The organism is Paenibacillus sp. HGH0039 (genome assembly GCF_000411255.1).
In the GTDB taxonomy this organism is placed as follows: Bacteria; Bacillota; Bacilli; order Paenibacillales; family NBRC-103111; genus Paenibacillus_F.
On record NZ_KE150412.1, the window covers coordinates 2,154,942 to 2,168,654 of the forward strand.

Genomic DNA, 13,713 nt, shown 5'->3' on the forward strand with positions numbered 1-13,713 from the left:
CTTGAGACGCTTCAATCACTCGTTGTTCAGTTTTCAAAGGACAATCTTGTAAGACCTTACGGCCTTTGTCATTAGCGCTTGTCTCAGCGACAACTTTTATACTATAACACAGTCGCGCTCAGTTATGCAAGCTTTTTTTGAATTTCTTTTTTCGCGGCATGTTTCGTTGTTGCCGGCAAGAAGTAACTTTACCAGCATCCGACGTCTTTTGCAACAACCATTTTGTGGAAGCGGAAAAGAGCCGTGTTCCAGACTCTTTTCTCTGCCTCTTTTTACTGGCAATTGTGTAACCTTAATGTCTAATGAGTACCGTTAGAGCCGAAATCATCGTAGCTTGAAAGATCTCCATGATAAAAAACGACGTCTCCGTCCATCACCGGGAATGATTGCCCCTTGGTATCGGTAACGCTCCCCGTGCCACCCTCCATCTGCCACTGGTTATTCAACGGGCCGTGGATATATTGCAAATATGCCCTGTTCACGTCTCCTCCCCGAATGCTTTCAATATTGAAATTCACGACGATGTAGCCATTCCGCAAAAAGACAGGTGACCCGTCGTCGAGCGTTTGTTTCCGGCCATAGACGGCGAGGTCGGTTCCTTTCGGTACGGCATAGACCGCTGCAGGCAGGCTGTACTCCCCATACCATTTTTGATCGGAAGCGAGGGCCCTGGCTCTATCAACTCCAGCCGGAATGTTTTGCGTCTCCCTAATAAAAGTCCGCACTTGCTGGGGCAAAATGAGCCAATGATAAGTCCCCACCCAGGTCGGCTTGGCCGCTTTCTTTATATAGTCGGCCGTAAATGCCGCCCGGTTCGTGAAGGAACCCGGAGCCTGATCGAAAAGATACCTCGCCGTCTGCTCCAGCTCCAGCGCGCTCAAATTGCGAAGCCGGTCGTTTAATACGACAAAACGCTTTTCCTGGTCCTGCGGGGAACCGATACGGACAAAAGGCTTGTTATCGGCATGATAATACAAATCAACGGGCTGTCTTTTGCCGTCTTCATTAGAGATGAAATAGAACGTAGGCGTAATCCGCACACCATCCTCCGAACCGAACATATTGCCTTTGGTCTTGAGATCAAACTTAATATGATAGCCTGTTTTGACCGAAATGTTCTTATATCCCTCTTCGGGGTGGCTTCCCGGATGAATCGGAAGGATGAAGGGATAGCCTGTCGGCCGCGGTTGACCGTCGATACCTTTTTCCCCTATCCAATATTTCGTTCCGGTGTGTGCTGCACTGCCTTTAGCCGTACGAAATACGTTTTCCCAATTATAATCTGCGATGTCCGTCACTTTAAAATCATAGAGACGTCCGATCACATCGACCGGAACCGTATCAGTGGCAACATGATTGATCAAGGTTAGGTTAGCCTGCGGTTCTGTCGTAAACGATACCGGAGCATTTTCCGCAATAGAGCGAAAAAGAACACTATAAGGACCTTCGTCGACCCATACAGGCATATAAAACGTCGCAGACAATTGCCCTACCGGAATGTCAATCCACGTATGCTTCGGTATGAATTTCATAGATGCGTCGTAAGTGTCAAACGGGAACCACACTTGTTTCTGCCTGGTGTACTTAGCATAATCACGAATTCCGTAACCCGGGATGCCGCGGTGCGGACCCGTTGTGGGTAGAGTTACGCTAAAAGGACGGTCAAGGATCAGCGCGGAGCGGTCGTAGGCAGGGGACGTTTTCTGATTATGCGCCTGATCGTCGGAAACCGAAGGCACCATAATGACCGGCGTGTGAACCGTGACGGGATTGATTCCGGGGATGTCGAAGGTTCTGTCCGCTCCTCCTTTAATATTCCCCGGGAGAAGCGTGTACGCGATTGTTCCCGTTGTGGGCTGGGCCTGCCGATTGGCCAGTGTTTTGCTGATCATGTAGCCGGTCCCGTAAAAAGTATCCGCACCAAGCCTGGCAGGCTGCGGAATAGGCTTGGGCAGTGGAGCCGCGGCGTCGTGAATCCGGTTGTCCATAAGCGTGACCCCGTCGAACACCAGAAGATCGTTGCTCACTTTGTTAGCGCCGACCGCAGCTTCCGCAGCAGCTTGAAACAAGCCGGTCTCGTTCATAGGCGGGCCTCCGCCGGTACCCAAGTTTACGGAATTGCAGTTCGAGGGTTGTACGTGAGAAGATACGTCGCCTTTACTTGTGCTCGTTACAACAGGAGGCGTGTAATTGTTAGCGTCCAAAGTAACCGAACCGCCATACCCGCCAAGAGCATAGTTGCTGAGTCGCGCCTTCCCTGGCCGGTAAATTTCCAAATTATCGATTTGCCAGTAGTCGTAAGGACGCTTGACGGTCATCGTTTGAGTAACTGTCTGGCTCATGGGAATCGGAACACCGGGCGGAGGAACGGGAACGGTCCATACATACGTTTTGGTGACGGGGATGCTGTAGGTGACCTCTCCGGTCATGTTGGTGAATTTGTTTTGAAAGAGGTAGTGGAGGCTTTGTACATTGGCGTAAAGGCTTTCGGAAGTGGGGATGCCTTCGAGGACGTTAAAGGTTTCGGCACCGCGCCTGTCGGCACGCAGTATTGCGCTTGCTTGGGGGTCCATGGAGTAGCCGCTTTGCGTGAGGCCTTTAGCCGGCGGATTGATCACCGGACTGCATCCGTTGGTTCCTCCGGGAGGCTGGGGATTTCCCGTACCGGGGTTTCCTCCGCCTGAGGAGCCGCAATCTTTGACCGTCAGCGTGACCGATTTCTTCTCGTCCAGATGCTGAAGATCATCTTTGAAATGAGCCGTGATTTCCGTTGCTCCTGCTGCTTTCAGGGTGATTTTGCCGGTTTGGTCAATGACTGCGATGGAGGGATTGGAACTGGTCCAAGTAAGTTTATCGTGTTTTTGGAGGGGCCAGGAGGTGCCGTCCGGCTTAGTCAATATGGCTTCCGCCTGCTGTGGAGAGGAGTCGGAGGTGCAGAATTCGGGCTTCGGGAGATTGATGACAAGGCCGGGGTCTGTTGTAACCGTAATTTCAGCAACATCCGAGATGCGGTAATCGCCGTTATCCCAAGTAGCTCTTACCTTAACCTTGCCGGCCTTCTTTCCTTGAACTTGTCCGGAGGCATTCACAGTCGCGATGGTTTCGTCCTCGGATTTCCACGTGGTTTCGGTTGTTCGGGTGGCAACGTCATATTCCTTTCCCCAGTCATTCGCTCCCCAGTCTTTTGTTTTGACGTTTGCCTGGAGCTGAACTTTCTGACCCACGGAAATGGACGAGTCGGGTACTACGGTGATTTCTTTTTCCTCGTAGATGTCTCCTGCCCAGGTGATATCGACTGGGGTTTCGTACATGACCACTACTTTCGAGCAGCCATTCGGTCTCTTCATAAATTCTTTGTAATCCGATTCGATATAATCCATACCTGTATAGGTATTTAACAAAGCGTAACTATCGTTGATTATGTCGGGTTTTGATCCCGGAACGACGGGTTCATATGAAAATGCATCATGATATGTAACTTCATACAATCGAACTTTATCAACTTTATCCCTTGGAATCGTCCTTCCGTTATACTCCCATGTTTGTGCTTTCCACTTCGATAAGTTTATATCATCTTCCATGGATGATTTTATTGGGAAAGGACTGTCACAAACTCTATTCCACTCCACATCTTTTTGTTTCGTACCGTTTGAATAGTCGGCTCGGAATTTCCCGTTATCCAATTGGTACCAATATACTCCCGGATTAGCGGTCACACTTCCCGAAAGTGCTATTTTAGTTTTAGAACTCTTTGACGATTTAGGGGGTTCTAAGGCCCTTACAGTTTGGGTAGTCCAACATAAAATCAAAAGCAATTGCAGTCCAATTATAGAAATAATTCTTATTAATTTTAGCTTCATCGTCACTTCTACTTTTCCCTTTCTTATTGTGATAAATATATCATTATAAAATCTTTATTATCTGCTGTTATGCTATAAGAAAGAGATGGTCGATTTTCAGGTAAAGTTGTTTGTAGCACTTGTGAAACCCAGAAAAACTCATCTTTGCTGCTATTAAGAAGTTCATTGTTATTTCGGTTGGACAAAGTCTTTAACCCAAATCGAGTAACGTTGTCTCCAAGTAACCTTGTAGATGATGTGATTCCATTCCCCATCGAATTCCCTAATTCTAAATTCGTTAAATCTTTAACACTGGATTGAACCGCAATTTCACTATACAAAATATACTTACCTCTCTGATACTTCTCGACATTTTCATGAAACATAGGCTTATAAATGCTGACGTTGCTGTCATTATCGGAATCCACAGCGATTACGCGGTTGATTTTCATTGTCCCGATGCCGCCTCGGAGAGAAATACTTTTGCCTCTTATAAAAGAAAAGTCACGAACTACGCCGTTATAATCCATCCCATACTTATACTTCGTTATAGTCGTCAAATTAGACCCTGTCAGCCCAACCTCTCTAAGCTCGTTAAGCCCCTTGTATTGTTCGGCTTTGTTGCCTTCCACCTCCATAAAACGCATCAAAATGGCGGAGACTTCCGCCCTTGTGGTCGCTTGGGCAAGCCGGAACGTGCTGTCTTCAAACCCGTCTACGATACCGGTCCCCTTTACGAGCGCCACATAAGGAATCTGGTCGCTGACAATACCTCCCTCGTAGGTTTCGGGAGTCGGCAGCAGGGTCCCCTTCGTGTCCTCCAACGCCTGTTTAAAGCTTGGTTCCGATTGGGCGAGGCCCGATGAAATCCATTTGATCATTTCGTAGCGCGTCAGCTCCCGGTCGGGTGAAAAGCCGTCCTTATAGTCGCTCTGGTCTATAAAGCCGAGAACAGCAAGCTTGTTCACCTCCGCTTGGCTCCAGTGGTTTTGCAAGCCGGAAAGGGAGTTCTCTGCCGCCGTGGTGTCCGTTTTCTGCTTTGTAGCGCGGTTCAACATAGCCGCGAATTCGGCACGCGTAATTTTGCCGTCCGGGTGAAAGGTGCCGTCGCTGTACCCTTGTATCAGGTTAAGCTCGGCTGCCTTGCGGATAAGCGATTCAGCCCAGTGCCCCCCTACATCGCTAGAAGACCGGACCGGAACAACTGCGGCAATCTCTGTCGTAAGGCCATCTGCTTTGGCATCCTCATGCAGGAGTAAAGCGGCCGTCCCAAATAAAAGGGCAGCTCCCCAAATACTTTTGTTTTTTCTGAGAAAAACCATTAAAAAACCTCCTTTTCACACGTTAAATAGTAGAAGCAGGCACAGCAAATAAACATAGAGAGTAAACCAAATAGCTTTGATTGGCACAGCAATGGAAGAGATAAAAATGACACGAAAGGAGTTAGAGGGACGAGCGGGAGGGGGAATGAGGAAAAACAAAGGCACAAAACCTAGTATATACGATCTATAAAATTTTGGAAATAGTGAAAATAAAATCAAGTAAATGACCACAAAAAAACCGGCCAGTCGGATTTAATCCGAGGCCGGTCCGGGACTTTTCAAACCATTAACCGCTCACGCCGATAAACACGTAGCGCGCGATAACGAGGACGAACAATACCCACATGAGCCAATGAATGCTGTGTTTCTTTTCAACGCGGCTGCTCAACTGAGAAATAACCGCCAGAATGACATAACCTACGATACCAAGAGAAATACCGTTGGCAATGCTGTAAGTGAACGGCATGAACGTGATGGTCAGGAACGCCGGAATCCCGATCACGAGATCCTGGAAGTCGATGTCACGCACCGACTGCATCATCAGAACGCCTACGACGATCAAGGCCGCGCCTGTCGCGGAACCCGGAATCAAAGCGATAATCGGAGCGAAGAACAGAGCGAGAATGAACAGGATGCCCGTTGTGAGCGAAGTCAGACCGGTACGGCCGCCTTCCGCAACACCGGCGGAGCTTTCCACATAAGCGGTTACGGTGCTGGTACCCAGCATGGCGCCGCCGCTCACCGCAAAAGCATCGACGAACATCGCTTTACCGACGCGTTTGTTGCCTTCTTCTTTGTTTTTCATGATGCCGGCACGGTTAGCCGTACCTACAAGCGTACCGAACGTGTCGAACATTTCGACGAAGGTAAAGGTCACGATGACCGATACGATGCCTACGCCCATAATACCGGCAAAATCAAACTCCCAGAAGTTAAGCTGGCCGAGATCCGGGATCCAAGGCGTCTGGGGATTGTTCAGCGAGCTCAGGTCAACGTATCCCATCAGAAGAGCGATAATCGTCGTGCCCAAAATACCGAACAAAATCGCACCGCGTACACGGAGCACCATCAGAATGGAAATCAGGACGAGGCCGATCAAAGCCATAATCACGTCCGGGCTTTTAAAGCTGCCCAGTTCAATAACGGTTTCGAAGCCCTTAAGCGGTGTAAACTGGCCTTTCGGAATATCGTTAACAGTTTCAGCCGCAATTGTCATAAGGCCGGTATTTTTCAACCCCACGATGGTGATAAAAAGACCGATCCCCACCGTAATCGCGTGCTTGATTCCGTCCGGAATCGCGACGAGCAGCATCTGCCGCAGTCTTGTAATGGTCAGAATGATAAAAATGATCCCCGAGATAAAGACGGCGGTCAGAGCCATCTGCCAAGTAATCGGGTTGTTGGTGGAAGCGGTGGATACCACGACAGTCGCAAAGTACGCGTTAAGTCCCATACCCGGCGCCAGAGCGACCGGAAAGTTCACGAACAGACCCATGGCGATGGTAAAAATACCGGCGGCCAGAGCCGTCGCGAGAAATACGGGATACCACTCCATGCCTGTTTTGCCGAAAGCGGTCAAGATGTTCGGGTTAATCACCAGCACGTAAGCCATAGCCATAAACGTGGTGATACCCGCCATAATTTCGGTCCGTACGTTTGAGCCGTTTTCCTTTAATCTAAAAAAACGATCCATTGCAACGAAATCCCCCTTAAATTGGATGAGAACAACAAAAAGCCCGGGCGACGTTTTATCACCTGGGCCGGTTGCAAGAAAGAGCGGCTCCCACGGTCATCGGTCACTTCCTTTGGAAATAAACTTCCCTAATTTGCCGGAGCAAATTCGCGATCGTCCATTTCAAAAAGAGGCGCCAAAGGCCGCTGGGCTGCACGTTCTTTTCGTAGCCAGATCATTACGGTGACCTCGTAGAAACTTCCGGGCCAATCCCCGGAATTATACGAAAAGCATTCAATTTTGTTATTCTTCTTCATTCTAGTAAGCGAATCGGATCTTGTCAATACGGAATAACGAATATTTAACTGGCAAAAAAGAGTTAATGTTCGGGATTTTTTCCATGTAAGGCGGAGAGGAACGGAGACGATAAAAAAAGGCCGGAGCCCTTTCGGTAAGGGTCCCAGCCTTGCTCTTTTTGTGCTATTCCCACTCGATTGTTGCAGGCGGCTTCGACGTCACATCGTAGACGATACGGTTGACGTTATCCACTTCGTTGACGATCCGTACAGAGATTTTCTCCAGGACATCCCAAGGAATACGCGCCCAGTCGGCCGTCATGCCGTCGATGGATGTAACGGCACGGATGCCTACTGTGTAAGAGTAGGTCCGGGCATCGCCCATAACACCCACGCTCTTCATGTTAGGAAGAGCCGTGAAGTACTGCCAGATCTCGCGGTCGAGACCGGCTTTGGCGATCTCATCGCGAAGGATCGCGTCGGAATCACGGACGATTTTCAGCTTCTCTTCCGTTACTTCGCCGAGAACACGGATCGCAAGACCCGGGCCCGGGAACGGCTGACGCCAAACGATGGCGCCCGGAAGGCCGCATTCTTCGCCGACTTTGCGCACTTCGTCCTTGAAGAGCGCCTTAAGAGGCTCGACAAGCTGGAACTTCATGTCTTCGGGAAGTCCGCCTACGTTGTGGTGAGATTTGATTGTGTGAGCCGTTGCCGTGCCGCTCTCGACAATATCCGTGTACAGCGTACCCTGAGCGAGGAAAGCGAAATCGCCCAACTGTTCGGATTCTTCTTCGAAGACGCGGATAAACTCGTTGCCGATAATTTTACGCTTCTGCTCCGGATCGCTCACTCCGGCCAGTTTGCCGAGGAAGCGGTCGCGTGCGTCGATTTTGACTACGTGCATATCGAATTTGCCTACAAAGGTCTCCATCACGCTCTCGGCTTCGTCCTTACGGAGCAGGCCGTGGTCGATGAACATGCAGGTCAGCTGATCTCCGATTGCTTTGTGGATCAAAATGGCCACAACGGAAGAATCTACGCCGCCGCTGAGTGCGCACAGCACTTTACGGTCGCCGACTTGTTCGCGGATATCGCGGATCGTATCTTCGATGAAGCTTTCCATGCTCCAGTCGCCGGTACAGCCGCAAATATCGAAAATGAAGTTGCGGATCATTTCGTTGCCTTGCGCCGAGTGGCGGACTTCCGGGTGGAATTGGACGGCCACAATGTTTTTATCCGGGTGGCTCATCGCCGCGATCGGGCACGTTTCCGTGCTTGCGTCAAGAACGAATCCTTCCGGCAGATCGCAGACATGGTCCCCGTGACTCATCCAGACCACTTGCTTGGAATCCAGATTCTTCGCAAGACGGCTGTGAGACTGGAATTCAACTTCCGATTTGCCGTATTCGCGCGTAACGGCGCGCTCTACTTTACCGTTCAGCTGGTGCGCGATCATCTGCATGCCGTAGCAAATGCCCATGATCGGAATGCCGAGATCGTACACACCAGGGTCTACGACCGGAGAACCTTCTCCGTATACGCTGACAGGTCCGCCCGAGAAAACGATCCCTTTCGGGTTCAATTCGCGGATTTTGTCCGCTGAAGTATTGTAAGGGAGCAATTCGCTGTAAACGCCAAGGTCGCGAATGCGTCTGGCGATCAGCTGATTGTACTGCCCGCCGAAGTCTAAAACGACAATCAATTCGTGTGATTTTTGGATATCCATGGTCCGCCTCCTAGTATAATCTTGATCATTATATATAACAAAGGCGGATGAATCAAGGCATACCCTAGCCTTCGATCCGCTTCCAAAGCTCCAAAATGCGCCCTTTGCCGATAATCCCGGCGCCGCTGCAGTCATAGCGGACTTCCTCGTACAAAGCGGCAAATTCCTCCAGCGCCCGTCGCCGGCGGGGATCAAGTCCAGCGAGTCCCGCGACGTACTCGCGCAGCGTCTGCTGCGGGGCTAGGCGGCCGTGGCTGCGGAACACTTTCAGCCACAGCCGCTCCATCAGCGCCGTGCTGCCTGTGCCGCGGCGGAGCGCCGCGCTTTTGCGCAGCGGCGCCTTGGATGCGCGGCGCGGCCGGAAGCGCTGCAGCAGCCAGGCCGCGCCCAGCAGAGCGAGCAGCGCGGCCAAACCCCGGACGGCCGGCGAATCGGCCGCCCGGGCAAGTGCGGGCAGCAGCTCCGCTGCCCAAGGGCCGGCCGTGTCCGCAGGGGCCGTCTCCTCTTCCGGCGAGGAGACGGCTGCGGGCACGGCCCCGGCTCCGGCGCCGGACGGAGCCGCGAAGCCGGGCGTCGGCTCAAACGCGAGCCAGCCGGCGCCCGGGATGTACGCTTCGGCCCACGAGTGGGCGTCGCGGCTGCGGACGGTTACCGCCAGGCTGCCGTCCGGGCCGCGTTCGCCCGCTTCGCCGGGGGCGAAGCCTTTGACCCAGCGGGCGGGAATGCCCGCCGCGCGCAGCATCACGACCATAGCCGACGAGAAATGGTCGCAGTACCCCAGCTTGTCGACGAACAGGAAGTGGTCGACAAAGTCTTCGCCGGCGGCCGGGAGCGTCGGCTTGTCCATGCTGTAGCGGTACTCCGTGCGGAGGTACCGCTCCAGGGCGAGCGCCGCCGCGAGGCGGTCCTGTCCGCTGCCGGCGGTCACGCGCTCCGCAAGGTCGCGGACGCGCTGCGGCAGCCGGTCCGGGAGCTGGAGGTACGCGCCGAGCTCGGCAGGCTCCGGCTCGGCATGCGCAGCTGGAGCCTGCGTGTTCCGCCCGGGGCTCCCGGCTTCCGCGCCTACGGTTTCACTACGGCTGCCGTTGCCTCCTGCAGCGGAAATAGGGATATCAGCCGCCGCATTTACTTCGCTGCTGTCAGCTGTGCCGGATTGTTCGCCCGCGCTTCCCGTACGGTCGGCATTTGCGCCATTCGCCTCGGGTCCGGGTCTGCTGACGGAACCCGCGTTTGTTTCGCTGCCGCTTACAGTGTCAGAATGCTCGCCTGCGCTTCCCCTGCCGCTGACGTTTGTGCCGCCGGCTCCCGGGCTGCCATTCGCTGCGCCAGAGTAGTCATCTGTGGTTCCCGTACCACTAGCGTTTCCACCCCTATTACTTGAACCGGAACCGCCTCCTGCGGTCCCCATACCGCTGGCATTTTTGTCCACGGCCCTATTCCCTCTACCATCTCCGCCATTTCCCGCTCCAAGTCCGCTGCTGCGCAGCCCGCTTCTGATCTCGGCGTCGCTCACCGGCATAAACGTGGACGCTTGCGGACCCGGATCGGGCATGGACCAGCCGCTGCCGAATGCAAACGGCTTAACCGTCACACGGTAGGATTGCAGCGGATCATCCGTCACGGGAAGGGCAACTTTCCCGCTTTCGTTGTTCAGCCAGAGGGTCTCCGGCTTAACGGATTGGCCGGAAATATTTTTGGCTTCTTCCAGCTTCAACACTTCACCTCCGGCAAACAGCTGCATCCCCAGCTGCCCCGAAATCCCTGTAACCTCCTGGGTGTAGGGGCCTTTCACGGCTGCTGCATCAGAGGCTTTGCGATCGGCCGAAGCCGTGTTACTTCCCTCCGCAGGCTGTCCGTTATCGGCGGCCGCTCCGGCTTTAGCCTCTGCGGGCGACGCGCCGCCCGTAGAAAACGCATCTCTCCCCGCCGACTCCGTCTGCCCCGGCAAAGCCGGGAATGCCGGACGGAGTGTGCCGGAAGGCTGGGACCAGCCGCGCCCGTCATAGACGCTCTTGGCTTCCCCGCGCCAATACGCGAGAACCGGCGTCCGGGCGGTAAACACAACCCTGTTGTCTGAAATCAGCGCACCGCCCAGCACGGAATCATCGGTTCCGTATCCCGAAATTCTCAGGGAGGAGGATGAGCCGTTTGCCTGGTCGGCGCCTGAGCCCGTATGTCCGCGCGTAAGCGCAGCCCACTTGTCTGCGGCGGCGGACAAGCTCAGGGGCTTCATTTTTGCCGCTGATCCGGCTTCGCCCGCTGCCCAGGTACCCGCCGCATAGAAAACCGCTGCAGCAAGGACACTGATGCCCATCCACGGCAAAGACCCGCCGCGGCCGGTTGCGGCGATGCCGAATTGTCTCCGCAGACGAGGAACGGTCAGGCCCGCAAGCAGAAGCAGTCCGAGCGCTCCGGTGCGGATCAAACCGGGCGTTGTGTCGATGCCGAGGCCGACCTGGAGGAGCATCAAGTAACCGCCGGTTGCGGCTGCAAACCAGGCCCCGTTTTGCCGGTGCAGCAGCAGTTGATGGGAGGCCGAAATAAAAGCGGCCGCACCGAACAAAAACAGCAGCGATTCGGTCAATCCGCTAAGTGCGCCAAGTTGACCGGATGCCATATAGTCGAGGTCAGTCAAGAACGTTTCCCAAAGTCGGACCGGCCAAGGGCCAAAAGGAAACAGCTCTTTTTGAAATTGATAGCCCGAAACGGCGGCAATCCCGGCCAGCTTAAGTGTCCATAACAGCGTAAAGGAACGCACCCCGGCTGAAATCAGCAGAAAGTATCCGAACATGACCGCATAAGGAGTGATGCCGAAAGGCTGGAATTCGGCAGAACCGAGAGCAAGCGGACTCAGCCATTCGAGCAGAAGCATATACCAGATCACAGTCAGCGCAGCGTCCCGTACCCAGGAAATCTCCCCCTGTTTTTCGTTCTCAGCGAGGCGTCCGGCAGCTTGGTTCCTATCAGAATAAGTCCCGGAATCCGCTGCTTTATAGGGTGAAATAAGCGGCTTTTTAACCGATTGCATCTTCCGCCCCTCCCTCTTTCGGCTTCTCTTGATCTCCCGCGATCCGGTGAGGGACAGACGAATGCTCATTAAAAAAATCAGCGCTGCCGGATGACCGGGACACGACCCCCGGATAAGCGTTGCTGCCGACCCTCTCCATCTCCTGAATTCTCGCGGAATTATCGGCGGAGGCAGGAACTTTCATTCGTTTCGCTTTATGTTTTTTCATGAAAAATGTTCGTTTGTTGACGGCGGAACCGGAGTTTTTCGCGCTTTGTCCGTACCCCGCGGCAGACGCCTCGGCCGCCCTATCTTCCGTGGCGGCAAAACAAGCCGCCTCTACCCCGGCTTCACGCAACACGGAGAGCCGTTTTTGCTCCTGAGACGTTAGCATGGGCGATTGTGAAACGTACACAATCTGCAGAGGCCGTCTTGCGGCAAGCAGTTCCATGGCACAGACAATCAGGGCTTCATCCAAACGTGAAGTCAGATAGAGCAGCGTAACGCCCGGGCCTCTTGAAGCATGCTCCTTGCGCAGCATGTGAATCCCTTTGCCTGTCTCGCCCCGGACGGCCGCCAGCAGTTCCAGAGGCGCGCTTGCAACTGGAGCCGAAGCACCGTTATCTGGGTTAAAAGAGGATACGCCCTGGAACCCGGGAAAGCTGTACGGCTGCGCCGATTGAGCAAGTACAGCCCTTTCCCGGAAGGAGGTCCCCGTAACGATCCCGCCGGTTCCCGTATCCGGTTCAAGGACGGCGTAGGCGGCAAGACGGATACGCTTCTCCAGCATGGCCTGTCCCAGACCACATGGGCCGGATGCCGAGTGCTTGCCGCGGATATGTTTGCTTTTGCCGAAAGCGAGGCGGCGATCTGCTTGCGGATGTCCATCCGTTCTAGCCGGGTAGTTCCGGTCTGCCGAATTTGGAACCAATGTCCCTGTCAGGCTGCCGAGCTTCTCACCCTGGCCGCTTTCCCCGGACCTATCGCTCTCCCTGCTCGTTCCGTTCCAGCCTTTCCTCCCGTTCTTGCCTTTTTTTGCGCTGCTTGCACTTTTCCCGCCTTTGGCGCCCTTGCCCGCCGAATGCACGCATTCGCACCCGGTGTCCGCTCCCCCGCAGCCCGGCTCCGTGTCGAGCACGATAATCCGGGACGGTTTAACCATCCCAGAATGCACCTGCGTCTGCAGCGAGCCTGTACGGGCGGTCGCTTTCCAGTCGATCCATGACATGGGATCTCCCTCGGCATAAACCCGTATGCCGGCAGACACGCCGGTTGTACGGAGGTGCCGGGACGGTTTCCCGCGGCTTTCGCTTTCCGTACCCGGCACTCCGCGCAGCCCGAATGATTCAGGCGCCGGGTAGACCGTGAAGGCGGCTTCTGTTTTCACGACGCGCCTTTTGGTGAACAGCCCGAACAAATCCCCGCAAAGCAGTTCTGTCCGTTCCAAAACATACTGTCCCCGGCCTACATCTTCCAGGCTGTATGAAAGTGAGAAAGTCGGCGCGGTCCAGGGAAAACAAAGCAGCGACTTGCAGCTGCTCTCTTCCCGTCCCTCATGCACCCAGTGCTCGCGGACCACCATCCAGCATACGGGCAGCAGGGAGCGCTGAGTCACTTCAAGCTTCACTTCCGCGTTCTGACCCGCAAAAAGCCGGGGCGCCCCGAGCCTGCGGGAAACCTCCGCCCCGTTAAGCGTGAAGAAAAGGACGGAAGCGCCGGAGACCGCATTCGCCCAGAGCAGGCACTCGATGATCAGAGGAGCCAGTCCCCCGGCAGCGAGGTAAAGAACGTGTGCCCCTACCGCTCCCGCGACCGTTCCCGCCAGATTCAGCCAAGTTTTCATCATGG

At 54.3% G+C, this 13,713-nt stretch carries 6 protein-coding genes and 1 riboswitch; all 6 genes read right to left on the minus strand.

The genetic code is table 11. The annotated features are described in order from the left end of the window. Positions 1 to 299: 299 nt before the first annotated feature. The gene (locus HMPREF1207_RS09330; RefSeq protein WP_009677215.1) at positions 300 to 3,860 is read right to left on the minus strand and encodes a DUF5704 domain-containing protein; all 3,561 of its coding nucleotides are present in this window, start codon (positions 3,858 to 3,860) and stop codon (positions 300 to 302) included. 23 nt (positions 3,861 to 3,883) lie between these two features. After that, positions 3,884 to 5,161, minus strand: a complete 1,278-nt coding sequence (locus HMPREF1207_RS09335) for an S-layer homology domain-containing protein (protein ID WP_009677214.1) — start codon at positions 5,159 to 5,161, stop codon at positions 3,884 to 3,886. A 286-nt stretch (positions 5,162 to 5,447) separates the two neighbouring features. Further along, positions 5,448 to 6,854 (minus strand): NCS2 family permease, encoded by a 1,407-nt coding sequence (locus HMPREF1207_RS09340; protein ID WP_009677212.1) that lies wholly within the window; start codon positions 6,852 to 6,854, stop codon positions 5,448 to 5,450. Positions 6,855 to 7,040: 186 nt separating this feature from the next. After that, positions 7,041 to 7,140, minus strand: a riboswitch (purine riboswitch). A gap of 173 nt (positions 7,141 to 7,313) precedes the next feature. Beyond that, on the minus strand, positions 7,314 to 8,858 hold the full coding sequence (guaA, locus tag HMPREF1207_RS09345; protein WP_009677216.1) for a glutamine-hydrolyzing GMP synthase: 1,545 nt from the start codon (positions 8,856 to 8,858) through the stop codon (positions 7,314 to 7,316). Positions 8,859 to 8,922: 64 nt separating this feature from the next. Next, positions 8,923 to 11,886 carry a DUF4129 domain-containing transglutaminase family protein gene (locus HMPREF1207_RS28460; protein WP_016423614.1) on the minus strand — a complete coding sequence of 988 codons (2,964 nt, stop codon included), beginning with the start codon at positions 11,884 to 11,886 and terminating at the stop codon, positions 8,923 to 8,925. Further along, entirely contained in the window at positions 11,873 to 13,711 is a 1,839-nt protein-coding gene (locus HMPREF1207_RS09355; protein ID WP_009676908.1) for a DUF58 domain-containing protein, read from the minus strand. Before HMPREF1207_RS09355 ends, HMPREF1207_RS28460 begins: the two co-directional genes overlap by 14 nt. Between the last annotated feature and the right edge of the window lie 2 nt (positions 13,712 to 13,713).

Coding starts and splice junctions, on each gene's coding strand:
- HMPREF1207_RS09330 (WP_009677215.1), bottom strand. CDS start 3,860: ATGAAGCTAAAATTAATAAGAATTATTTCTATAATTGGACTGCAATTG.
- HMPREF1207_RS09355 (WP_009676908.1), bottom strand. CDS start 13,711: ATGATGAAAACTTGGCTGAATCTGGCGGGAACGGTCGCGGGAGCGGTA.
- guaA (WP_009677216.1), bottom strand. CDS start 8,858: ATGGATATCCAAAAATCACACGAATTGATTGTCGTTTTAGACTTCGGC.
- HMPREF1207_RS28460 (WP_016423614.1), bottom strand. CDS start 11,886: ATGCAATCGGTTAAAAAGCCGCTTATTTCACCCTATAAAGCAGCGGAT.
- HMPREF1207_RS09340 (WP_009677212.1), bottom strand. CDS start 6,854: ATGGATCGTTTTTTTAGATTAAAGGAAAACGGCTCAAACGTACGGACC.
- HMPREF1207_RS09335 (WP_009677214.1), bottom strand. CDS start 5,161: ATGGTTTTTCTCAGAAAAAACAAAAGTATTTGGGGAGCTGCCCTTTTA.